The organism is Pseudomonas sp. PvP025 (genome assembly GCF_017832155.1).
Lineage (GTDB): Bacteria > Pseudomonadota > Gammaproteobacteria > Pseudomonadales > Pseudomonadaceae > Aquipseudomonas.
Genome location: NZ_JAFIBJ010000001.1, coordinates 1666710 through 1687696 on the forward strand (window position 1 = coordinate 1666710; position 20987 = coordinate 1687696).

The following is a 20987-nucleotide window of genomic DNA, read 5'->3' on the forward strand; positions in this document are numbered from 1 at the left end:
TGGATCCAAGAGTAACCGTCACGCCCGGTATTTGTCAGGCTCGAGGAATGCTTGCGCGCGCTGGATATCGGCCATGAAGCCTGCCGCCGGTAACGGATGGCCGAGCAGGTAGCCTTGCAGCGCGTTGCACCCCAGCCGCGTGAGGAAATGCTGCTGCGCATCGGTCTCCACGCCTTCGGCGACAATCCGCAGGCCCAACGCCTGGCCCAGTGCAACGATGGCGGACACAATGGCGGCGTCGTCGCTGTCGTGCTCCAGGTCGCGTACAAAACCGCGGTCGATCTTCAGTTCGTTGGCCGGCAGGCGCTTGAGGTACATGAGACTCGAGTAGCCGGTGCCGAAATCGTCGATGGACAAGTCGACGCCCATCTCCGAGAGCTGCTGCAATACTGTCATGCTCGCATCGGCGTCGCTCATGGCCGTGGTCTCGGTGATTTCCAGGGTCAGGCTGTTGGCCGGCAACTGGTGACGTGCCAGCGCGACGGCAACGCTCTTGACCAGCCCGGCATGACCGAACTGCAACGCCGACAGATTGACCGCGATGCGCCAGTCTTCATAGCCCTGGGCGTACCACGTGCGCATCTGGCGGCAGGCTTCATTGAGCACCCACTCGCCGATCGGGATGATCAGACCGGTCTTTTCCGCCAGTTCGATAAAACTGACGGGCAGCAGCAGGCCCTGTTGCGGGTGCTCCCAACGCAGCAGCGCCTCGGCGCCGACCGGCATGCCAGTGACCGCGTCGAACTTGGGCTGGTAATACAGTTGAAATTGCTCGAGCTCCAGGGCGTTGCGCAGGTCCTGCAACAGTTGCAGTTGCTTGCGCGCGTTGGTGTTCATCGAGGCTTCAAAGAAGCTGTAGCCGTTCTTGCCCAGGCCCTTGGCGTGATACATGGCGGCGTCGGCGTTCATCAACAGTTCCTGAGGGCTGTTGCCATTGCCCGGAAACAGGGCGATGCCGACGCTGGCGGAAATTTTCAGGTCATGCTCGGCCACCTGGAATGCGCGATTGATCAACACCACCTGGCGCTCGGCCAGGCCCAACGCGTCGGCCGGCTGCGTCAGTTGCACCAGCAGCACGAACTCATCGCCGCCGATACGCGCCAGGGTGTCCTGGCTGCGCAGGTCCTCGCGCAGGCGCTGGCCGACGTCGCGCAGCAGCAGGTCGCCCAAGTGATGGCCAAAGGCATCGTTGACCGGTTTGAAACCATCCAGGTCAATGAACATCAGCGCAAAGCAACCGCCCTGCTCCCTTACCGCCTGCATCGCCTGCGCAATGCGGTCGGCGAGCAAGGTCCGGTTGGGCAGCCCGGTGAGCATGTCATGCAGGGCCAGGTGGGTCAGTTCCTGGTTGGCCAGGGCCAGGGAATGGGCGAGCACGGCGGTACGCGCCTGCAGACGGGCGTCCAGCAGCGAGGTGAGCAGCGCAATGAGCAGCACCGCCAGCGACGTGACCAACACCAGATTGTCCAGGCCCCTGCCGCTCAGGCCGGTCAAGGCTGCGCCGCAGAAACTGTCGTCGGCAAACCGCGCCGCGGCCATGCCGGTGTAGTGCATGCCGACAATCGCGATGCCCATCACCATGGCCGCACCGCCTCGCGCCAGCCGCACATAAGGGGTATTGCGCCGCAGGTTGAACGCAATCCACAACGCCGCGCCGGACGCTATCACCGCGATCAGCAGCGAGGCACCCAACAGCGTGGGGTCGTAATCGATACCGGGCGTCATGCGCATGGCAGCCATGCCGGTGTAGTGCATGCTGGCAATACCGGCGCCCATAATCAGCGCGCCGAATGCCAATTGCCAGACGGGCAGACGCGGCTGGCTGACCAGCCATAACGCAAAGCCGCTGGACAGCACGGCGATCAACAGCGACAGCGCGGTAATGCCCACATCAAAGCCCAGAGCAAACGGCAGGCGCAGGGCCAGCATTCCGATAAAATGCATCGACCATACGCCCACCCCCATTGCCAACGCACCGCCGGCAATCCACAGATAAATGGCGCTGCCCCTGGCCGTGGCAATCCGCCCCGTGAGGTCCAGGGCGGTGTAGGACGCAAGGATGGCAACACACAGGGAAATGGCGATAAGGGCGGGTGAATAACTACCGATCAGCATGGGACTTCTCGCGGGCACTGGTTTGACACGACCGTACCAAGTGGCAAAGCGGCGGATTGTAGCGAGAATAATTCTTGAACAGGCGATTAATTATCAAATCGCCACTATCGGTTTTTTGACGTCAATTGCGCGGCTTTTGCGAAGCACAGCCGGCTCCATCTGATCCACGCAAAACCCACTGTTGGAGCGGGCTTGCTCGCGAAAGCGGTGGATCAGTCACAGACAAAGTGACTGGGACCGCGCATTCACGAGCAAGCCCGCTGCCACATTTCCCAATCCGCGCAGCTCATTGACCAGCCGGGTTACACACCATATAGTGTGCCCACTAACAGGCCAGACCACTACATAGTGTGCAGTATCGGTATTTCTCGACCACACTCTGTGCAGTATTTCAAGCGATCAGAAAGGAATATTTCAATGCTGAGTTGGGATGAAGTCGACAACGAGGACACTGGCGAAGCCGTCATCAGGGGCGCCAACGCCGGCCATGCCAGTGAAGCCAACATGGACCGTCTCGACGGTGCCGGCGCCGCAGCCGCCCTTGAAGCGCGCAACGTGACCGCCAACGACTCGGCGGCGATCATCCGCGCCAAGGCAGCGCTGGACAAACTCGACGTCGCCGAAGGCCTCGCCGAACTCGAAGGCTCCGCCGCCCGCGTCGCCGTCGACGAAAAGCGCATGATCAACTGCCGCGCCGACCTCAACCAGCTCGTGCCTTTCAAATACGACTGGGCCTGGCAAAAGTACCTCGACGGCTGCGCCAACCACTGGATGCCGCAAGAGGTCAACATGACCGCCGACATCGCCCTGTGGAAAACCCCCGAAGGCCTCACCGACGACGAACGCCGCATCGTCATGCGCAACCTCGGCTTCTTCTCCACCGCTGACTCGCTGGTCGCCAACAACCTGGTGCTGGCCGTGTACCGCCTGATCACCAACCCGGAATGCCGCCAGTACATCCTGCGCCAGGCCTTCGAAGAAGCGATCCACACCCACGCCTACCAATACTGCATCGAATCCCTGGCCATGGATGAAGGCGAGATCTTCAACATGTACCACGAGATTCCATCGGTCGCTAAAAAAGCAGCCTGGGGTCTCAAGTACACCCGCTCGATCTCCGATCCGAAGTTCGAAACCGGCACCGTCGACACCGACAAAGAGCTGCTGCGCAACCTGGTCGCCTACTACTGCGTATTGGAAGGCATCTTCTTCTACTGCGGCTTCACCCAGATCCTCTCCATGGGCCGCCGCAACAAGATGACCGGCGTGGCCGAGCAGTTCCAGTACATCCTGCGCGATGAGTCGATGCACCTGAACTTCGGTATCGACGTGATCAACCAGATCAAAATCGAAAACCCACACCTGTGGGATGCCGAGATGAAGGAAGAAGCGACCCAGATGATTCTGCAGGGGACGCAACTGGAGATTGAATACGCGCGGGACACCATGCCGCGTGGGGTGCTGGGGATGAATGCGGCGATGATGGAGGATTACCTCAAGTTCATCGCTAACCGCCGTCTGTCGCAGATTGGTCTGAAGGAAGAGTACCCAGGCACGACCAACCCCTTCCCGTGGATGAGCGAAATCATGGATTTGAAGAAAGAGAAAAACTTCTTCGAAACCCGCGTGATCGAGTACCAGACCGGCGGCGCGCTGAGCTGGGACTGAATCAACATAGCGCCGGAAAAATGTGGGAGGGGTATGCTCCCTCCCACATGAGCCTGTGTTCTTTAAACGTGTGTACACCCTTTTATGCCCAATCAAACCATCAAAACCCCCTGCGTAGGCCTGTGCTCCACCGTTTACGGTGACCTGGTGTGCCGGGGCTGCAAGCGCTATCACCACGAAGTCATCCAGTGGAATGGCTACAACGCCGATGAAAAACAGGCGGTGTGGCTGCGCCTTGAGCAACTGCTGGTGCAGGTGATGACCAGCAAGCTTGAAGTGTTCGACCCCCAGCGCCTGCGCCAGCAGTTGGAAGACCGCAAGATTCGCTATGTGCCGCACCAGTCGCCGTATTGCTGGGCCTATCAGTTGATTGCCCGGGGCGCGCGGGTGATTTCACGTTTGGACGCCTATGGCCTGGCGTTGTTGCCGGAGTTTCGCGAACGCAGCCTCAGCGAGCTGCGCGATGCGATCGACCGCGAGTTTTTCCTGCTATCGGAGGCCCATTACGAGCGCTACATCGCGCCGGGGTTTCTGCAGGAGTCATTCGGGCCAGCACTGATCGCCAGCACCTGAACCACCCCACTCCCCTCGTCATTGTGTTTAAAATGCGGCCCGCTCAAACACCGACGCTCACCGATGACCCCAGACGCACTCGCCACCCTGCACGCCCATTTGCTGACCGCCCTGGCCGACGCGCCCGCTGAAACCCGGCGCCTGTTCCACGGCCGTGGCCGCTGCTGGCCGGGGCTTGAGCAGTTGACGGTGGACTGGCTGCAAGGCGTGGTGCTGGTGGCGCTGTTCAAGCAGACCGAGCAGCTGGACGCCTTGAAACAGCAACTGTTGCAGATCGACTGGGCAACCCTGGGCGTGCGCGCCGTCGCCCTGCAACACCGCTACCTGCCGCAAAGCACCACCGAGTGGCTGGTGGGCGAGCCCATCGACGAGTTGACCATCACCGAAGGCGGCCTGCGCTACCTGATCGACCTCGGTAAAAAGCAGAACAGCGGCCTGTTCCTCGACATGCGCTATGGGCGCAACTGGGTGCGCGAACAGGCCCGGGATCAACGGGTGCTCAACCTGTTTGCCTACACCTGCGGGTTTTCGGTGGCGGCTATCGAAGGCGGCGCGGCCCATGTGGTCAACCTGGACATGGCGCGTGGCGCCCTGAGCCGAGGTCGCGACAACCATCGCCTGAACGGTCACGACCTGGGCAAGGTCACCTTTCTGGGCCACGACCTGTTCAAATCCTGGGCCAAGGTCACTCATAGCGGCCCGTACGACCTGGTGATCATCGACCCGCCGTCCTTCCAGAAAGGCAGCTTCCTGCTGACCAAGGACTACCAGCGCGTGCTGCGCCGCCTGCCGGATTTGCTCACGGCGCAGGGTACGGTGCTGGCCTGCATGAACGATCCGGCATTTGGCGAAGACTTCCTGATCGACGGCGTCACCCGCGAAGCACCGGGCCTGCGCTTTGTAGAACGCCTGGAAAACCCGCCGGAATTCCCCGATATCGACCCACAGAGCGGGTTGAAGGCCCTGGTGTTTCGCCAAGGCTGATGCCGAAACGTCCTACGCTTGCTAACCTAAGCGGTAGATCGGGGTGGTGAACCTTATCCCCCCATTCCCGGTCGATACCTGCATTCCCCCGGCCAGACTCGACGGCGTCACGTTGTCGGCTGCCCTGTTACACCTTTTGGAGAAACGCCCGTGATCTCGACCCTGCATGTAGCCAGACTCAAAGCCTGGGGCGCCCATGGCTTTACCGCCACCGGCGTGGTCCTGGCCTTCCTGGCCACCCTGGCGCTCCTGGAAAACTCGCCCAAGGCCTGTCTGCTGTGGCTGGGTCTGGCGCTGGTGGTGGACGGCGTCGACGGCTCTCTGGCGCGCAAACTCAACGTCAGCACGGTATTGCCCAGCTTTGACGGCTCGGTGCTGGACCTGGTCATCGACTACCTCACCTACGTGTTCATTCCCGCGCTGTTTATCTATCGCTACATCGACCTGCCGGAATTTACCCACCTGTTCACCGTGTCGGTGATCCTGGTGTCGTCGCTGTTCTGCTTCTGCAATGTCAACATGAAGAGCAAGGACAACTACTTCGTCGGCTTTCCGGCTGCCTGGAACGTGGTCGCGTTGTGCGTCTACATCATCCAGCCGGACGCCTGGGTGACCCTGACCACCGTGATCGGCCTGGCCCTGCTGACCGTCACCCCGATGAAGTTCCTGCACCCGTTCCGCGTGAAGCGCTTCATGCCGATCAACATTGCGGTCACCACTATCTGGCTGCTGTGCAGTTTCCTGATGGTCGTGGACCACCCCAACACCAACCCGTGGACGTTCGGGCTGTGGTCGCTGATGTCGGCGTACTTTCTCGGGATCTGCGTGTGGCGCACCGGGCTTGAGTGGCTCGAAGCGCGGCGTTGAGCCGTTATTGCGCAACGAAGCACGCCCGTACAAGCCCGGTGCCGGATTTAACGCAATAGTGATGCAGTTTTTTCACTCAGGCTTTAATGCACAAGGGAGTTTCAGATGAGCGCATTCGTTGCCAAAGACGGCACCCGGATCTACTTCAAGGACTGGGGCAGCGGCAAGCCCGTGTTGTTCAGCCATGGCTGGCCACTGGATGCCGACATGTGGGAATACCAGATGGAGTACCTGAGCAGCCGTGGCTACCGCACGATTGCCTTTGACCGTCGCGGCTTCGGGCGCTCCGACCAGCCCTGGACCGGCAACGACTACGACACCTTCGCCGACGACATCGCCCAACTGATCGAGCACCTGGACCTTGCGGACGTGACCCTGGTCGGCTTCTCCATGGGCGGCGGTGACGTGGCGCGCTACATCGCGCGCCATGGCAACGCCCGGGTCGCAGGCCTGGTGCTGCTGGGTGCGGTGACGCCGATCTTCGGCCAGCAGCCGGACTATCCGACAGGCGTGCCGGCTGAGGTGTTCGACGGTATCAAGGCCGGCCTGCTGAAGGACCGTGCGCAATTTATCAGCGACTTCAGCAGCGCATTCTTCGGGATCAACAAGGGCCAGCAGGTTTCCCAGGGCGTGCTCGCGCAAACCCTGCAGATCGCCCTGCTGGCGTCGCTCAAGTCCACCGTCGACTGCGTCACTGCGTTCGCGCAAACCGACTTCCGCCCGGACATGGCGACAATCGAGGTGCCGACCCTGGTGATCCATGGCGACGGCGACCAGATCGTGCCGTTCGAAACCACCGGCAAAGTGGCGGCGCAGATGATCAAGGGTGCTGAATTGAAGGTGTACAAGGACGCCCCCCACGGGTTTGCCGCGACCCATACCCAGCAGCTCAATGAAGACCTGTTGGCGTTTCTGCAGCGCTGATCAACCGTTTGCACGCAACGCACAGCCACTGTGGGAGCCTCTCTCCCACAGTGGCCTGCGGATCCCTGGCTGACGCGCACTGCCCGTTGCTGGACAATGGTTGGAATCAACCGCCGCAGGCTGCGGTCCCAGTACACACGCTCACTGCAACAGGTATCCCTCCATGACACTGCCCCACACCATGACCCTGATTGAAATCACCGAATTCGGCGGACCTGACGTGCTCAAGCCACGCCAGGAAGCCGTGCCGACCCCAGGCCCGGGTGACCTCCTGATTCGCGTGCACGCCGCCGGCGTCAACCGCCCCGACGCCTTGCAACGCGCCGGCAAATACCCGATGAAACCCGGCATGAGCCCGATCCCGGGCCTGGAAGTGGCCGGTGAAGTGGTGGCGCTGGGCGACGGTGTCACCCAATACAGCCTGGGCGACCGGGTATGCGCCCTGACCAACGGCGGCGGTTACGCACAGTTCTGCACGGTGCCGGCTGGCCAGGCGTTGCCGATCCCCGAGGGCATGGACTGGATTCAGGCCGCAGCCGTCCCGGAAACCTTCTTTACCGTCTGGGCCAACCTGTTCGGCCTGGGCAATGCCCACACCGGCGAACGCGTGCTGATCCATGGCGGCACCAGCGGCATCGGCACCACCGCGCTGATGCTGTGCCGCGAGTTCGGCATCCAGGCCTTCGCCACCGCCGGCAGTGCCGACAAGTGCGCGGCCATCGCCAAACTGGGCGCCGAACCGATCAATTACCGCGAGCAGGACTTCGCCGACGTGATCGCCAAGAAAACCGATAATCAGGGCGTGGACGTGATTCTCGACATCATGGGCGCCTCCTACCTCAACAATAACCTCAAGGCCCTGGGCATGGACGGCCACCTGGTGATGCTGGGCTTCCTCGGCGGCGGCAAGGCCAACGACGTCGACCTGCTGACCATCCTCAGCAAGCGCGCAGTGATCACCGGCTCGCTGCTGCGGGCACGCACCGCCGATGAAAAGGCCGCGATTGCCGACCAGCTGCGCGAATACGTGTGGCCGGTGCTGGCGCAAGGACGCTGCCTGCCGATCATCGACCAGGTGTTCGACTACACCCAGGCCGACCAGGCCCATGCCCGCATGGAAGGTGGCGACCACATCGGCAAGATCGTGCTGCGAGTGATTTAAAACCAGTAAGGGAATCCCGCTGCCTCTGTGGGAGCGGGCTCAGTGGAGAGCGGGCTCCTGTGGCATGCCGTTCAGTTAAGCGCAGATTCCCTGTGGCGAGCAGGCTTGTCCTGCGTTGGGGGGCGCAGCAGCACCAAAACCAGACGCTGAGCCGTATCAGGTACACCGCGTTTTGCTTGATAGGGGGCGCTTCGCACCCCAACGCGGGGCAAGCCCGCTCGCCACAGGAGCCCGCTCGCCACGGGAGCCCGCTCGCCACAGGGGCGCGTGATTATCTGGGATGGATCACAGCACAGTGAGTTGTGCTACTCGGCGTACGTCGGGTAATCCACATAGCCCAATTCAGAACCGCCATACATCCCTTCAGCACGCAACGGGTTCAACGGCCAACCGTTGAACAATCGCTGCGGCAGGTCCGGGTTGGCGATGAATGGCCGGCCGAATGCAATCAGGTCCGCCAGCCCCGCTTCGACCAACCGCGCGCCACGCTCGGCGGTGTAGCGGCCGGCGTAGATGATGCGGCCGCTGAACGCACTGCGCACGGCCTGGCGGAAGGTGTCGGGCAGGTCGGGGGCGTTGTCCCAGTCGGCTTCGGCAATGGACACGTAAGCGATACCTGACTGTTCCAGCACTTTGATCGCTTCGATATAGGTGTGGTGCGGGTCTTCTTCCACCAGGCCGATGTAGACACGGTCCTGATCGGTGCCGCTGAACAGCGGTGAAAAACGCACGCCCAGCCGCTCGGGCCCGACCACCTGGCTCACCGCCTCGACCACCTCGCGCAGGAACCGCAGGCGATTGTCCAGCGAGCCGCCGTACTGGTCATCGCGCTGGTTGGAATGTGCCGAGATGAACTGGTTGACCAGGTAACCATTGGCCGAGTGAATCTCCACCCCATCGAAGCCCGCGTCCAGCGCATTGCGGGCGGCCTGGGCGTACTGTCCGACCAACTCGTCGATCTCCAGCAGGTTCAACGCGCGCGGCACCGGTGGCTGCACCAGGTCGCCGGTCCCCGGGCCGGTGGCGATAAACGCCTTGGCCTGCTGCGCCTGAATCGCCGACGGCGCCACCGGCGCCGCACCCTCGGGCTGCAAGGCATTGTGGGACACCCGGCCGACGTGCCACAGCTGGGCAAAAATCACCCCGCCCTCGGCGTGTACGGCGTTGGTGACCTTGCGCCATCCTTCGATTTGCGCAGGGCTGTAGATGCCCGGCGTCCAGGCATAACCCTGGCCACGGGGTTCGATCTGCGTGCCTTCGCTGACCATGAAACCGGCGGTGGCGCGCTGACGGTAATACTCGGCCATCAAGTCAGTGGCGATATCACCCGGCTGGGCGCTGCGCTGGCGGGTCAGCGGCGGTAATACCACGCGGTTGTTCAAGAGGTGATGGCCCAGTTTTACCGGGGTGCTTAAAACGTTGGCAGTCATTGCGATATTCCAAATTCGGGACGAACGAAAACGTTGGCGACTCGTGCGAGTCGCCAGCGATAAAACGGTTAATTGAATTAAGCGGTGAGGTTGAGCAGGGCCTGGGCCACTTCGCTCGAACTGCCGGGGTTCTGCCCGGTAACCAGGAGGCCGTCGACAATCACGAAGGACTGCCAGTCAGCGCCCTTCTCATACTTGCCGCCCAGCTTCTTGAACTCGTCCTCGACCAGGAACGGCACCACGTCGGTCAATTGCACCGCCGCTTCTTCGGAGTTGGAGAAGCCGGTCACGCGGCGCCCCTTGATCAACGGCTCGCCATTGACCGCCTTGACGTGACGCAGAGCACCCGGCGCATGGCAGACGAAACCGATAGGCTTGCCGGCACGCTCGAACGCTTCGATCAGCGCAATCGAGGTGGGTGACTCGGCCAGGTCCCACAGCGGTCCGTGTCCACCTGGGTAGAACACGGTGTCGAAATGGTCCGCGTTGAGTGTGTCCAGCTTCACGGTGTTGGCCAGGGCCTGTTGCGCGGCCGGGTCGGCGGCGAAGCGGCGGGTCTGCTCGGTCTGGGCGTCCGGTTGATCACTGACCGGGTCCAGTGGCGGCTGGCCACCGGCCGGGGATGCCAGCACTACCTCAACGCCAGCGTCCTTGAACACGTAATACGGGGCTGCAAACTCTTCGAGCCAGAAGCCGGTCTTGCGGCCGGTGTCGCCAAGCTGGTCGTGAGAGGTGAGTACCATTAATACTTTCATTTTCCAGTGCCTCGATCGATGTGGATGTCAGGGTGTGCAGGGCTGCCCAACAACTGCTGGGTCAGCGACAGCGCTTCGGCAAACGGCTCGGCGCTGCGGGTGATCTTGCTCATGACGCTGGTTCCCAGCCACAGCGCATACAGGCGCCGGGCCAGGCCTTCGGGGGATTGCTCGATAGTCAGCGAACCCTCTTCGACCCCGCCGCGTATCCCCTCGGCGAGTACTTCGATGGTGCGCGAAGTGCCACGTTGCAGGGCCAGGCGCATCGGCTCTGAAAGGTCTGACACCTCGGCACCGAGTTTGACAGCCAGGCATTTGCCGGAATCGGTGCAGCCGGTCTGGTTGTCGATCCAGGCCTGCCAGTAGCGCATCAACATGTTGTGCCGGGACAGGTCGGGCTGGCTGAACAACTGCTGCATGCCGTGCACGTAGTTGTCGAAGTAGGTGTCGAGCAACACCACACCGAATGCGTCCTTGGAGTTGAAGTAGTGATAAAACGAACCTTTGGGCACCGCAGCGGCCTGCAGTATTTCGTTCAGGCCCACCGCAGAAAATCCCCTGGCGCCGATCAGCGGCTGCGCGCTGTCGAGAATCACTTGCCGGGCACTTCTGCTGTCGTTGCTCATGCTTGCCTCCCTCCGATTAGACCAGTCGTCTAGTTCGTGAAGCCATGGTAGGCAGCGTGGCAGAACCTCACAATGTCAGATCCGCAAGGATTTCGGACATGGGTCGAAGTCGGTTGCCGTTTACCCGGCGCCCGCCGACAATTCACTCCCCGCGCCCCTTGGAGAATAACGATGCACAGCGTTGCGCTGATGGTTTACCCGAACTTCCAGTCCTTGAGCCTCAGCCTGGGCTCGGTGTTCGAGTGCGCGAACCTGCTGCGCGGCGAGCCGGCCTATGCGTTTCATCTGGTGTCGGAGAGCGGCGGCGCGGTGATGACGTCCCAGGGCTTTTCGGTGAACACCTCGCCCCTTCGGCCAGAGGGTTATGACACGTTGATCGTCAGCGGCTACCTGGAGTTTCGCCTGCCGGAAGCGAACCTACTGGAGCTGGTCAAGGCCGCGTCCGCGCAGTCACGCCGGGTGGCGTCGCTGTGCATGGGGATTTTCGTGCTGGCCGAAGCCGGGTTGCTGGAGGGCAAGCGCACCACCACCCACTGGATTCACGCGCCAGCGTTTCGCAAACGCTATCCGCACATCCGCCTGGAAGAAGACAAGCTGTTTGTGGTGGACGGTCAGGTATGGACCGGCGCCGGCATGAGCGCCGGGGTCGACCTGGCCCTGGCCATGGTGGAGAACGACCTGGGCAGCGACCTCGCCCGGCGCATCGCGCGCAAGCTGGTGATCGCCCAGCGCCGCGGCAGCGAGCAATCGCAGTTGTCGGCCCTGCTGGAGCTGGACCCAAAGTCCGACCGCGTGCAACTGGCCCTGGCCTACGCCCGCGAGAATCTCACCCATGACCTGTCGGTGGACGCCCTGGCCGAGGTCGCCCGGCTCAGCCCGCGCCAGTTCAGCCGGGTATTTCGCGAAGAAACCGGGCAGACGCCGGCCAAGGCCATCGAATCACTGCGGGTGGAAGCCGCGCGGGCGATGATGGAAACCAGCCGGCACCCGGTTGAGGTGGTGGCCCGCGAAACCGGATTCGGCGACCGCGAGCGCATGCGCCAGGCGTTTCTGCGGGCGTTCGGGCAACCGCCTCAAGCGATGCAGCAGGCCTTCAATGCAGCGCCGCCCGCGTAATCAGGTAAGTCACCAGGTGCGGGTCATCGTCCAGCTCAAGGGCCTGCACTGGGCGCGGCAGGTAATCGAGCACCGTGCGCCAGAACGCCTGTGACACTTCATCCTGGTCATAAAAGCGCACCAGCCAGTTGGCCTCGCCGCTGCACAGCACCTGGGTGGCGATGGCGCGGCCGATGCCCCTGCGGCGGTAGCGCTTGAGGATGAACAGGTCGGCCAGCTCCAGGGCATCCAGGCCCAGCTCGCTGCCTTCTATCAGCATGAAGCCGGCAATGCAGCCATCCACCAGCAGCAGGTTGGCGCTCCATTGCGGGTCTTGCCAGTAGCGGGACAGGTGTTCGTCATGGATATAGAAACGGCCATCCGCTTCGACATCCTCCTGCTCCCAGTCCGAGGACTCGTAGGCATAGTACTGGTACAGATTGCGTATCAACTCGGCTTCTTCGGGGCCGGTCTGGATCAATTCGACGGTGGTTTCAGGCATGGGGCTCTCAGTGAAATAACGCAGGGCGCCATTGTTCACAAAACCTCGCATCAAGCCAATGCCGAGTGAATCCTTTCTGTTGGCTGAACGGAATGCAGATAGCGAGGGCGCCGGCCACCATCCTGAAACATTTGGAATAAACTTCGCCGATTCCCGCGCTTCTCAAGGACATGCCTCGTGACCAACGTTTGTACCGCCGGCCTGGATGTCGGCTTTGCCTCCCTGGATTACCTGCAGATTTTCTTTTTGGGCGTGATTCAGGGCATCACCGAACTGCTGCCGGTGTCGTCCACCGCCCACATGCGCGTGGTCCCCGCCCTGCTCGGCTGGCAGGATCCGGGCTCGGCGTTTTCGGCGGCCATGCAATTGGCGGCGCTGGCGGCCGTGGTCAGTTACTTCTGGCGCGACGTGCGCCAAGTCACCACCGGCAGCATCGACGCGGTGCGCCGGGGCGACTACAACGACCGCTGGTTCAAGCTGGCGGTAGCGATTGTGCTGGCGACCATCCCGATCTGCATTGCCGGGCTGGTGCTGTCTTCGACCCTGAATGCGTGCAACTCGCCGTTGCGCGGGCTGATGGTGATCGGTTTTTCCTGCGTGGTGATGGCGGTATTGATGGCGGTGGCCGAGCTGCGCGCCCGGCATACCCGTGACGTCAGCCAGATGCGCCTGCGTGATGCGCTGATTGTAGGGGTTGCACAGATTGGCGCGCTGATTCCCGGGGTATCGCGCTCGGGCTCCACGCTGACGGCGGCGCTGTTTCTCAACTTCAAGCGCGAGGAAGCCGCACGTTTCTCCTTCCTGCTGGGCCTGCCCGCCATCGCCCTGGCCGGGTTGAAAGAGCTGTGGGTGTTGCTGCACGCCGACCTGCCCGCGCACGCCTGGCCGCACCTGCTGTTCGGGCTGGTGGTGGCGAGCATTTCGGCATTTTTTGCGATCTGGGGGCTGATGAAGTTTCTGGAGCGCTTTTCAACCTGGCCATTTGTGGTCTACCGGGCGCTGCTGGGCGTGTTTTTAATTGTGGCGGTCAGTACCGGCCTGTTGAGCTGAGCCGCCTTGCACTGAAAAACCTTTAAAGCCTGCGACATTCAACGCTCAGTCCGCCAGCCTCAAGTAGCTGGCTCTCGATCACTACTGGCAGGCAACGCTGAATACTGAAGCCCTAGCGGACGGTGTGGGAGCTTGCTCCCACATTCGGGTGTTGGATTACCAGCCTTCCTTCAACATGCGCAGCTCCAGATGCTGCAACAGCATGATGGTCTTGCCATCGACAATCTCGCCACTGTGCACCATCGCCAGCGCCTGCTCGAAGCCCAGCTCCAGCACCTCGATGTCTTCGCCCTCTTCTTCCAGGCCGCCGCCCGCGCCGACTTGATCGGCCGGCTGATATTCGCCAAGGAAAAAGTGAATGCGCTCGGTGACCGAACCCGGGCTCATGAACGCCGCGTAGATTTTCTCCACATGGCCGACGCGGTAGCCGGTCTCCTCTTCGGCTTCCAGGCGGATGCGTTCTTCGGGGCTGGCGTTGTCCAGCAAACCGGCGGCAGCTTCGATCAGAAAACCTGGGTAATCATTGACGAAGGTGGGCATGCGAAACTGGCGCACCAGCAGCACGCTGCGCTGCTCGCGGTTGTACAGCAGGATGGTCGCGCCGTTGCCGCGGTCGTACACCTCACGGGTCTGGGCTTGCCAGCTGCCGTCCCGGCGGCGCAGGTCGAACGTGTATTTTTTCAGCAGATACCAATTGTCCGAGAGGGTTTCTTCGGCAGTGATCCGTACGGGGCTGTTGTCCATGGTCGGGCCTTAGTGCGTGGGAGGTGGAGCATGTCGCGGCTGTCTTGCCAGCGTCAAGTTGAAGCAGCTTGCAACACCTTGCAAGCAACCGGTCGCTACGGCTGTCGCATTAATCCCTGCCGTTGCAGGCCATCTGGTAAAACCCGTGCTTCATCTCATTTCAGGAATGTTCATGCCTTCACGTTTATTGTCCCGCCTGGGCCTGCGCTGGTTTGCGCTGCTGTGCATGGCTCTGCTGATCGTCGGCCTGCCGGTGGGGTGCGCCGTGCTGCAACACAAGGAGCGCGAGTTGGTGTTCCGCATCGAACCGGGCACCGCCGGCTGGTACAGCGGTTTACCCAAAACCGTGCAGGAATTCGAGCTCAAGCCTGCCAGTTTCAAGGCGGGACAGAATATCCATGGCTGGTGGTACCCGGCAGACCGTCAGGACGCACCCTCGATCCTTTACCTGCACGGCGTGCGCTGGAACCTGACCGGCCAGCTGTTTCGCATCGAACAGTTGCACGCCCTGGGTTACTCGGTGCTGGCCATCGACTACCGCGGCTTCGGCCAGAGCCACGGCGACCTGCCCTCGGAAACCAGCGTCTACGAAGACGCGCGCATCGCCTGGAAGCGCTTCCAGGTGCTGCAACCGGACCCTGGCAAGCGGCTGATCTACGGGCATTCCCTGGGCGGCGCGGTGGCCATCGACCTGGCGGCGCAACTGGGCAGACAATCCCCTCTGCCCGTGCGCGGTCTGGTGATCGAATCCACCTTTACCTCGCTGGCGGATGTCGCCACGGCCGTGGCCAACACCTCGCTGCCGGTGCGCTGGTTGCTCTCGCAGAAATTCGATTCGATCGACAAGATTGCCGACATTCATATGCCGCTGCTGGTGGTGCACGGCCTGGATGACCGCTATGTACCGCCGCGTTTCAGCGAGCAACTGTTTGACGCCGCGCGCGAGCCCAAGCGGCTGTTGCTGGTACCCGGCGCCAGCCACAACAACAGCCTGAGCCTGGCCGGGCGCAATTATCGCGAGGCACTGGATACCTTGATGCGAACCGAGATGCCGGCACAGGTGGTCACACCGTCCACAGGGCGCGGCGGCGACTCCTGATTGCGCTTTTCGGCACTGGCTTCGCGCTTGCGTGTCAAGCGCCAACCCTGCCCATGCTGGCCCGCGCCCGAAGTTGATCAAATAATAACCTGAGCTTAAATCGCCAAGCCTGCCGGGCCTTCGCAAAGTTATCCACAGAGATACCCACGGTTTTCGTGGACAACTCTTTTTATATTTTTACGTTTTTTTTTCCAGCAGACACAGCGCATCGGCCACGGCATGGCCACTTGCGGTGTTATCGAAGATGCACCAGGTGGGCACGCCGGCGGCAGTGGATTGGCGCAACGCTTGCGCCTGGAGCGCAACGCGCTCGGGGCCATAGGCACTGTGATAGATGCGCGGCGAACCATGCAGGCGCCAATAGCGCACGCCCTGCCAGGCGTCGACAGCATCAATGACCACCGGGTCAGCGGTCACCCAACCGATCTGGTACGCCTGCAACAACGCCCCGGCCGCCGCCCAACTGGCATGCCGCGGCTCCAGCACCACATCGCCGGCAAAGCGTCGGCGCAGTGCCTCGAAAAAATCGCCGGCCACTTCGGTCTCGTAGCTCAGCGACGGCGGCAACTGCACCAGCAGGCAGCCAAGTTTCTCGCCCAGGTGCAGGCATTGTGCGAAAAATTCATCGAGTGCCGTTTCGCAGCGCTGCAGGCGCAACTCATGGGTAATGTGCTTGGGCACCTTCACCGAGAAGCGAAATGCCGACGGCACCGATTGCGCCCAGCGCTCATAGGTGTTGGGCAGGTGCGGTCGGTAAAACGAACTGTTGATCTCTACTGCGTTGAAACGCGACGCATAGCGCTGCAAGTGGCTGCCCTCGTCGGCAAACGCCGGCCAGTGCTCACGCGGCAGACTCCAGCCCGCGCAGCCCACAAACAGCGCTCCGGTCAAAACAGCACCATCACGTCATCGGCTGGCTCAGGCTCGATGCCCGGTTCAGACGCCGTGATGGCGCTGGCCATTTCAGTGACCCTTGGCGAGCTGTTCATTGATCGCATCGGTCTGGCGCTCGAGGTCCTTGATCTCGGTAGGCGTCAGCACTTTATCGACGGTTTCGGTCTTCGCGTTCGGGCGCTCCAGGGTCTGCCCTTTGGCGGGGCCGGCCGTGCCTTTTTGCGCGTCTTCAGAGCTGATCGGGTCCGGGGTTTTATCGGCGGTGGTGTGGTCGGTCATGGTGAATAGTTCCTGGCAATTGAAGGCCGCCAAATCGGCGGGTGCTTATGCAGCAGAGCCCATCGAAATTCGATGGTTCAAGAAAATTGCCAGTGCCGACCGTTGGGAAAATCGCTGTAAAAAAATTTAAACCTTTTGCCCAGGCACCGGTTCAACAAACAGGTACGGCATCACCCCACTCAAGGAGATTCACCATGACTAATTTGCTGATGAAACAAATGGGCCTGACCTTTGTGCTGGTTGCAGGCTCGATATCCGCCGCGATGGCCGCCACGTCCAATGACTTTGTCGACCATGCCGCGCAAGGGGGTATCACCGAAGTCGAGGCCGGCAAACTGGCGCTGGAAAAAAGCAGCTCGGCTGACGTGAAGACCTTCGCCCAGCACATGGTTACCGACCACACCAAGGCCAATCAGGAACTGATGGCCCTGGCGAAAAAACTCGACATCGAAGTACCGGATGACGCAGCGCTGACCGACAAGGCCAAGAAAGCCATCCTGGAAATGCGTGATGAATCGTTCGACAAGGCCTACGCCAACAACCAGGTAGACGCCCATGAAAAAACCGTCGAACTGTTCAGGAAAGAAGCCGCTTCCTCGGACAACGCCGAGCTGAAAGCCTTCGCCACCAAGACCCTGCCAACCCTTGAAGCCCACCTGAAAATGGCCAGGGAGCTGCAAGCCAAGCACGCCCATTAATTCATAACTGACTCAAGGAGACACCTGATCATGAGTACGCAACTCAACGGCAAGAAGATCCTTGTCATCACCTCCAACACCGGTATCGAGCGCGACGAATTGCTCAAGCCGCTGCAAGCCCTGCGCGGTTACGGCGCTACGGTTACTCACGGCTCCAGCAAAGGCGGCACCACGCAGACCTTTGTCGGCGACACCGAGAAAGACCAGAGCGTGGAATCCGATGTGCAGCTGTCGGATGTGGCCAGCAGCGATTTCGATGCACTGGTCATCCCTGGCGGCACCGTCAATGCCGACACCCTGCGTCAGGACCGGGCCGCACTGCGCCTGATCAACGATTTTGCCAAGAGCGGCAAGACCATCGCGGCGATCTGCCACGGCCCCTGGGCGCTGATCGATGCCGGCGTGATCGAAGGCAAGACGCTGACCTCGTACAAGAGCGTCCGTATCGACCTGGAAAACGCCGGTGCTGCCGGCTGGGTCGATACCGAGGTCAAGCAGTGCAAGGCCAATGGCTGGACCTTGATTACCTCGCGTACACCGGATGACCTGCCGGCGTTCAACGAGGCGATTGCCACGGCACTCGCAGGCTGATTGCCCGGTACAACGTAAACAGGCGCCATTCGGCGCCTGTTTTATTCAATCCTCAGCACTTCAGCTTTTGCGATGATCTGCCATCTCACGCTTGGGACCGAACATTGCCCATGCAATCAGTCCAAGCAACGGCACAAAGATCAGGATGATCAGCCACAACCCCTTCGTCTCCCAGCCGCCCGTGCTGCGCAGCACCACATTGATTGCCCACAATTCTGCGAGCAGCAGAATCACCGCCAATATGATCCAGATATATTCCAATTGCATGATTCACCTCCTGAGGTCTATGCATTAGGTCAAGCAGATCGCCCAAGGGTTCCATTGAATTCTTGCGAGCGGCGCTCGCGCCTGCGTGCGCTGCACGCTCATGAAGCGCTGCCGGTGCAGGCGTTGTGCAATCCCCCAGTGATGCAACCATGCAAGGTGCACGACGGCGCCGCGTTGAATTCAAAATAAATTGTTGATTCCTATAAGTTTTATTTTTAAAGCAAGCTGGTACGCCTGATGCAACCCTTCTACGGACGAGGCGCGCACTTCGACGCGCCCGAACGTTATCCGTGAGGTTCGACCATGAATGCCATTGACCTTCTCAAAGCCGACCACGAACGCGTCAAAGCCCTGCTGACCCAATTGAGCGAGTCCACCGAACGCGGCGTAAAAAAACGCACCGAGTTGCTGGCCAAACTGGAAATGGAGATCAGTCTGCACACCAAGCTGGAGGAAGAAATCCTCTACCCGGCCTTTAGAAAAGCCGGCGGCAAAGAGCAGGACATCATGTACCACGAAGCCAAGGAAGAGCACCGTACCGTCGACTCACTGGTGCTGCCCGACCTCAAGCAGACCGAGCCCTCCACCACCGAGTTCTCCGGTCGCGTAAAAGTGGTCAAGGAACTGCTGGAGCACCACATCGAGGAAGAGGAAAGCGAGATGTTCCCCCAGGCTAAAAAACTGCTGGGCAAGGAAATACTCGAAGAACTCGGCGCCGAGATGGAAGCCATGAAAGCGGCCTACAAGAAAACCATGGGCACCAAGCCGATGGCGGCCTGATACGCAATCGCCGCTTGAAGTCGAAGGGTTTCACACTACGCTCTCCATGTAGGTGTTCCCAATCAGGCGACAGCATTGTTTGATCTGGTTGAAATACGATCCGGGCGCTGCATTGGCAGCGTTCGGGTTTCAGTCAATGGATCGAGGGGATTACGTCATGAAGACCATCACATCCCGCAACCTGTTTCTGGTCATGGCCTTGTCAGCTGTCCTGGCAACCCCGGCATACGCTGCGTTTGGCGATGATGTCGGACCGGCGGCGACCCCGCTGAACGGCGGTTCTGCCCTGCCACCGGGCTCCGGGCATGGCAGCCGCTCTGACCACGACAAGAAAAAAACCACCCGCGTAAAAACACAGAAGCCTCACGCTACGCAGACCCACACACCCAAATCTTCAGAGCGTTCGCAATCGCCTGACGACGAGAAACCTCGTCCGGCTGATTGAACAGGCAAAATGGTTCCAGATGTTGCCGCACCACGCGCAGCCCAAGCCTGCGCGGGGTAATTCTGCCCGTGTGATTTTCCTGTCACACAACGCGCAGGCGCGGTGTGTATTGGGCGCGCCCGCGCCGCTGACATCTAAAAAAATCACTCGCGCACGCTGCACCTGTGGCAGAACGTCGCAGATTACGCCGGCTGGCCAGGGTTGATAGACTGGGCGTCCTCCACGCTTGTTCTTTCAATGCCTGCTGCTCAAAGCCTGATGTGTCCATTCGGCGCAAGGCGGGCGTTACACAGGATGCACCGTTGATGAGTACGTTATTCACCCGCCGCACAGTGCTGACCGGCATGGGCCTGCTGGGCCTGGGCCTGCTCAGTGGCTGTGACAGCAGCCCCAGGCTGAACTTCAAGTACGGCAAGGACCTGAGCGACAAGATCATGGGCCGTACCTTCAAGCTCAAGAACACCGAGGGTGAGACCGTCACCCTCAGCTCCTACCGTGGCCTGATGCCGGTGGTGTTCTTCGGCTTCACCCAATGCCCGGCCGTGTGCCCGACCACCCTGGCCCGCGCCGCCCAGGCCAAAAAGCTGATGGGCCGCGACGGCGAGATCATGCAGGTGATCTTCATCACCCTTGACCCTGAACGTGACACGCCGGAAATCCTCGACAGATACGTCAAGGCGTTCGACCCCAGCTTCGAAGCGCTGTACGGCACCCCGGAAGAAATCGCCGTGGCGGCCAAGGAGTTCGGGATCTTTTATGAAAAGATTCCCGCCGGCGATACCTATACTCTGTCCCACACCGCCACCAGCTTTGTATTCGATACCCGTGGCAACCTGCGCCTTGGGCTGCAGGCGTCCCTTACCGCTAAAGAGTGCGCAGAAGACCTGCTCACCGTCATGGAGGTCTGCTAATGACTGCCGTTCAACACCTCAAACGCCTGACCGCGGGCCTGGCCCTGCTCGGCCTCGCCGCCCACGCCAGTGCCCAGGTCCAGGTGACCGATGCGTGGGTGCGCGCCACCGTGCCCGGCCAGCCGTCCAGCGGCGCCTTCATGACCCTCACGGCGGACAGCGACAGCACGCTGGTGAGCGTGGCGACGCCAGTGGCCAGGGACGTGCAGATCCATGAAATGAGCATGAAGGATGACGTGATGCGCATGGGCCCGGTGGATTCGGTCGCGCTGCCGGCAGGCAAGGCGGTCAAGCTCGACCCCAACGGTTACCACGTGATGCTGATGGGCCTCACCGGGCAGATCAAGGAAGGCGAGCAGGTGCCGCTGACCGTCACGGTGGAATCGGCCAAGGGCGAGAAACAAGTGATCCAGCTGCAGGCCCCGGTGCGCGGGCTCGATGGCATGGAGCACATGGACCACAGCAAGATGCATTGATCGCCCGGTGGCTGACCGATACCGGACGTGTCGCCACCGCCCAACGATGGAG

The 20987-nt window shown here is 61.3% G+C and carries 24 protein-coding genes; 15 read left to right on the forward strand and 9 right to left on the reverse strand.

Annotated elements, in window-relative coordinates; all coding sequences use genetic code 11:
- Positions 1 to 18 precede the first annotated feature (18 nt).
- Positions 19 to 2115, reverse strand: coding sequence for an EAL domain-containing protein (locus JOE32_RS06655; protein ID WP_209982538.1), 2097 nt, complete (start codon positions 2113 to 2115; stop codon positions 19 to 21).
- Positions 2116 to 2532: 417 nt separating this feature from the next.
- Here JOE32_RS06655 and JOE32_RS06660 point away from each other — a divergent pair, with 417 nt between their 5' ends.
- From JOE32_RS06660 to JOE32_RS06685, 6 genes are all read left to right on the forward strand, one after another.
- On the forward strand, positions 2533 to 3783 hold the full coding sequence (locus tag JOE32_RS06660; RefSeq protein WP_209982540.1) for a ribonucleotide-diphosphate reductase subunit beta: 1251 nt from the start codon (positions 2533 to 2535) through the stop codon (positions 3781 to 3783).
- An 84-nt stretch (positions 3784 to 3867) separates the two neighbouring features.
- Positions 3868 to 4356 carry a DUF1289 domain-containing protein gene (locus JOE32_RS06665; protein WP_209982542.1) on the forward strand — a complete coding sequence of 163 codons (489 nt, stop codon included), beginning with the start codon at positions 3868 to 3870 and terminating at the stop codon, positions 4354 to 4356.
- 63 nt (positions 4357 to 4419) lie between these two features.
- Positions 4420 to 5340 (forward strand): class I SAM-dependent methyltransferase, encoded by a 921-nt coding sequence (locus JOE32_RS06670; protein WP_209982544.1) that lies wholly within the window; start codon positions 4420 to 4422, stop codon positions 5338 to 5340.
- A 150-nt stretch (positions 5341 to 5490) separates the two neighbouring features.
- Positions 5491 to 6207: a phosphatidylcholine synthase gene (pcsA, locus tag JOE32_RS06675; protein ID WP_003239175.1), complete on the forward strand. Its 717-nt coding sequence runs from the start codon at positions 5491 to 5493 to the stop codon at positions 6205 to 6207.
- A 105-nt stretch (positions 6208 to 6312) separates the two neighbouring features.
- Complete coding sequence (locus JOE32_RS06680) at positions 6313 to 7131, forward strand: alpha/beta hydrolase (protein WP_209982546.1); 819 nt, start codon at positions 6313 to 6315, stop codon at positions 7129 to 7131.
- A gap of 163 nt (positions 7132 to 7294) precedes the next feature.
- Complete coding sequence (locus tag JOE32_RS06685) at positions 7295 to 8293, forward strand: NAD(P)H-quinone oxidoreductase (protein ID WP_209982548.1); 999 nt, start codon at positions 7295 to 7297, stop codon at positions 8291 to 8293.
- A gap of 305 nt (positions 8294 to 8598) precedes the next feature.
- On the opposite strand, the gene JOE32_RS06690 is transcribed toward JOE32_RS06685, so the two are convergent.
- The 3 genes from JOE32_RS06690 to JOE32_RS06700 form a co-directional block, all read right to left on the reverse strand.
- The gene (locus tag JOE32_RS06690; RefSeq protein WP_209982550.1) at positions 8599 to 9723 is read right to left on the reverse strand and encodes an alkene reductase; all 1125 of its coding nucleotides are present in this window, start codon (positions 9721 to 9723) and stop codon (positions 8599 to 8601) included.
- A 77-nt stretch (positions 9724 to 9800) separates the two neighbouring features.
- Positions 9801 to 10478, reverse strand: a complete 678-nt coding sequence (locus JOE32_RS06695) for a type 1 glutamine amidotransferase domain-containing protein (protein WP_003239372.1) — start codon at positions 10476 to 10478, stop codon at positions 9801 to 9803.
- Positions 10475 to 11104, reverse strand: coding sequence for a TetR/AcrR family transcriptional regulator (locus JOE32_RS06700; protein WP_209982552.1), 630 nt, complete (start codon positions 11102 to 11104; stop codon positions 10475 to 10477). The genes JOE32_RS06695 and JOE32_RS06700 overlap by 4 nt, the downstream gene beginning before the upstream one ends.
- A gap of 171 nt (positions 11105 to 11275) precedes the next feature.
- Here JOE32_RS06700 and JOE32_RS06705 point away from each other — a divergent pair, with 171 nt between their 5' ends.
- Positions 11276 to 12220 carry a GlxA family transcriptional regulator gene (locus JOE32_RS06705; RefSeq protein WP_209982555.1) on the forward strand — a complete coding sequence of 315 codons (945 nt, stop codon included), beginning with the start codon at positions 11276 to 11278 and terminating at the stop codon, positions 12218 to 12220.
- Here JOE32_RS06705 and JOE32_RS06710 read toward each other — a convergent pair.
- Complete coding sequence (locus JOE32_RS06710) at positions 12198 to 12701, reverse strand: GNAT family N-acetyltransferase (RefSeq protein WP_209982557.1); 504 nt, start codon at positions 12699 to 12701, stop codon at positions 12198 to 12200. The two genes, JOE32_RS06705 and JOE32_RS06710, sit on opposite strands and share 23 nt — an antisense overlap.
- A 177-nt stretch (positions 12702 to 12878) precedes the next feature.
- Between JOE32_RS06710 and JOE32_RS06715 the strand changes: the two genes are divergently transcribed.
- Positions 12879 to 13751, forward strand: a complete 873-nt coding sequence (locus tag JOE32_RS06715; RefSeq protein ID WP_209982559.1) for an undecaprenyl-diphosphate phosphatase — start codon at positions 12879 to 12881, stop codon at positions 13749 to 13751.
- 156 nt (positions 13752 to 13907) lie between these two features.
- Here JOE32_RS06715 and JOE32_RS06720 read toward each other — a convergent pair whose 3' ends face one another.
- Positions 13908 to 14495, reverse strand: a complete 588-nt coding sequence (locus JOE32_RS06720; RefSeq protein ID WP_209982561.1) for an NUDIX domain-containing protein — start codon at positions 14493 to 14495, stop codon at positions 13908 to 13910.
- Between the two features lie 172 nt (positions 14496 to 14667).
- Between JOE32_RS06720 and JOE32_RS06725 the strand changes: the two genes are divergently transcribed.
- Entirely contained in the window at positions 14668 to 15594 is a 927-nt protein-coding gene (locus JOE32_RS06725; RefSeq protein ID WP_209982562.1) for an alpha/beta hydrolase, read from the forward strand.
- 177 nt (positions 15595 to 15771) lie between these two features.
- Here the strand turns inward: JOE32_RS06725 and JOE32_RS06730 are convergent, their stop codons facing one another.
- Positions 15772 to 16485 carry a DUF72 domain-containing protein gene (locus JOE32_RS06730; RefSeq protein WP_209982564.1) on the reverse strand — a complete coding sequence of 238 codons (714 nt, stop codon included), beginning with the start codon at positions 16483 to 16485 and terminating at the stop codon, positions 15772 to 15774.
- Between the two features lie 72 nt (positions 16486 to 16557).
- The gene (locus JOE32_RS06735) at positions 16558 to 16767 is read right to left on the reverse strand and encodes a hypothetical protein (protein ID WP_209982565.1); all 210 of its coding nucleotides are present in this window, start codon (positions 16765 to 16767) and stop codon (positions 16558 to 16560) included.
- 194 nt (positions 16768 to 16961) lie between these two features.
- Between JOE32_RS06735 and JOE32_RS06740 the strand changes: the two genes are divergently transcribed.
- Together JOE32_RS06740 and JOE32_RS06745 are read left to right on the forward strand one after the other, a co-directional pair.
- Positions 16962 to 17465, forward strand: coding sequence for a DUF4142 domain-containing protein (locus JOE32_RS06740; RefSeq protein ID WP_209982569.1), 504 nt, complete (start codon positions 16962 to 16964; stop codon positions 17463 to 17465).
- A gap of 30 nt (positions 17466 to 17495) precedes the next feature.
- Entirely contained in the window at positions 17496 to 18056 is a 561-nt protein-coding gene (locus JOE32_RS06745) for a type 1 glutamine amidotransferase domain-containing protein (protein ID WP_209982571.1), read from the forward strand.
- Positions 18057 to 18116: 60 nt separating this feature from the next.
- Here JOE32_RS06745 and JOE32_RS06750 read toward each other — a convergent pair whose 3' ends face one another.
- A complete protein-coding gene (locus JOE32_RS06750) occupies positions 18117 to 18323 on the reverse strand; it encodes a hypothetical protein (RefSeq protein ID WP_209982573.1) in 207 nt (68 codons plus the stop codon).
- Positions 18324 to 18626: 303 nt separating this feature from the next.
- Here JOE32_RS06750 and JOE32_RS06755 point away from each other — a divergent pair, with 303 nt between their 5' ends.
- The 4 genes from JOE32_RS06755 (at position 18627) to JOE32_RS06770 (ending at position 20935) form a co-directional block, all read left to right on the forward strand.
- Positions 18627 to 19103: a hemerythrin domain-containing protein gene (locus tag JOE32_RS06755; RefSeq protein WP_209982575.1), complete on the forward strand. Its 477-nt coding sequence runs from the start codon at positions 18627 to 18629 to the stop codon at positions 19101 to 19103.
- A 79-nt stretch (positions 19104 to 19182) separates the two neighbouring features.
- Positions 19183 to 19548 (forward strand): hypothetical protein, encoded by a 366-nt coding sequence (locus JOE32_RS06760; RefSeq protein WP_209982577.1) that lies wholly within the window; start codon positions 19183 to 19185, stop codon positions 19546 to 19548.
- Between the two features lie 305 nt (positions 19549 to 19853).
- On the forward strand, positions 19854 to 20459 hold the full coding sequence (locus JOE32_RS06765) for an SCO family protein (protein ID WP_003239336.1): 606 nt from the start codon (positions 19854 to 19856) through the stop codon (positions 20457 to 20459).
- Entirely contained in the window at positions 20459 to 20935 is a 477-nt protein-coding gene (locus JOE32_RS06770) for a copper chaperone PCu(A)C (RefSeq protein ID WP_209982579.1), read from the forward strand. Before JOE32_RS06765 ends, JOE32_RS06770 begins: the two co-directional genes overlap by 1 nt.
- Positions 20936 to 20987: the final 52 nt, after the last annotated feature.

Excerpts from the sequence above, each read along its gene's own strand:
- JOE32_RS06725 (WP_209982562.1), top strand. The coding sequence starts at position 14,668 with ATGCCTTCACGTTTATTGTCCCGCCTGGGCCTGCGCTGGTTTGCGCTG.
- JOE32_RS06690 (WP_209982550.1), bottom strand. The coding sequence starts at position 9,723 with ATGACTGCCAACGTTTTAAGCACCCCGGTAAAACTGGGCCATCACCTC.
- JOE32_RS06735 (WP_209982565.1), bottom strand. The coding sequence starts at position 16,767 with ATGACCGACCACACCACCGCCGATAAAACCCCGGACCCGATCAGCTCT.
- JOE32_RS06720 (WP_209982561.1), bottom strand. The coding sequence starts at position 14,495 with ATGGACAACAGCCCCGTACGGATCACTGCCGAAGAAACCCTCTCGGAC.
- JOE32_RS06765 (WP_003239336.1), top strand. The coding sequence starts at position 19,854 with ATGAGTACGTTATTCACCCGCCGCACAGTGCTGACCGGCATGGGCCTG.
- JOE32_RS06680 (WP_209982546.1), top strand. The coding sequence starts at position 6,313 with ATGAGCGCATTCGTTGCCAAAGACGGCACCCGGATCTACTTCAAGGAC.
- JOE32_RS06705 (WP_209982555.1), top strand. The coding sequence starts at position 11,276 with ATGCACAGCGTTGCGCTGATGGTTTACCCGAACTTCCAGTCCTTGAGC.
- JOE32_RS06660 (WP_209982540.1), top strand. The coding sequence starts at position 2,533 with ATGCTGAGTTGGGATGAAGTCGACAACGAGGACACTGGCGAAGCCGTC.
- JOE32_RS06750 (WP_209982573.1), bottom strand. The coding sequence starts at position 18,323 with ATGCAATTGGAATATATCTGGATCATATTGGCGGTGATTCTGCTGCTC.
- JOE32_RS06665 (WP_209982542.1), top strand. The coding sequence starts at position 3,868 with ATGCCCAATCAAACCATCAAAACCCCCTGCGTAGGCCTGTGCTCCACC.
- JOE32_RS06770 (WP_209982579.1), top strand. The coding sequence starts at position 20,459 with ATGACTGCCGTTCAACACCTCAAACGCCTGACCGCGGGCCTGGCCCTG.
- JOE32_RS06655 (WP_209982538.1), bottom strand. The coding sequence starts at position 2,115 with ATGCTGATCGGTAGTTATTCACCCGCCCTTATCGCCATTTCCCTGTGT.
- JOE32_RS06710 (WP_209982557.1), bottom strand. The coding sequence starts at position 12,701 with ATGCCTGAAACCACCGTCGAATTGATCCAGACCGGCCCCGAAGAAGCC.
- JOE32_RS06755 (WP_209982575.1), top strand. The coding sequence starts at position 18,627 with ATGAATGCCATTGACCTTCTCAAAGCCGACCACGAACGCGTCAAAGCC.
- JOE32_RS06740 (WP_209982569.1), top strand. The coding sequence starts at position 16,962 with ATGACTAATTTGCTGATGAAACAAATGGGCCTGACCTTTGTGCTGGTT.
- JOE32_RS06700 (WP_209982552.1), bottom strand. The coding sequence starts at position 11,104 with ATGAGCAACGACAGCAGAAGTGCCCGGCAAGTGATTCTCGACAGCGCG.
- JOE32_RS06670 (WP_209982544.1), top strand. The coding sequence starts at position 4,420 with ATGACCCCAGACGCACTCGCCACCCTGCACGCCCATTTGCTGACCGCC.
- JOE32_RS06745 (WP_209982571.1), top strand. The coding sequence starts at position 17,496 with ATGAGTACGCAACTCAACGGCAAGAAGATCCTTGTCATCACCTCCAAC.
- JOE32_RS06685 (WP_209982548.1), top strand. The coding sequence starts at position 7,295 with ATGACACTGCCCCACACCATGACCCTGATTGAAATCACCGAATTCGGC.
- JOE32_RS06695 (WP_003239372.1), bottom strand. The coding sequence starts at position 10,478 with ATGAAAGTATTAATGGTACTCACCTCTCACGACCAGCTTGGCGACACC.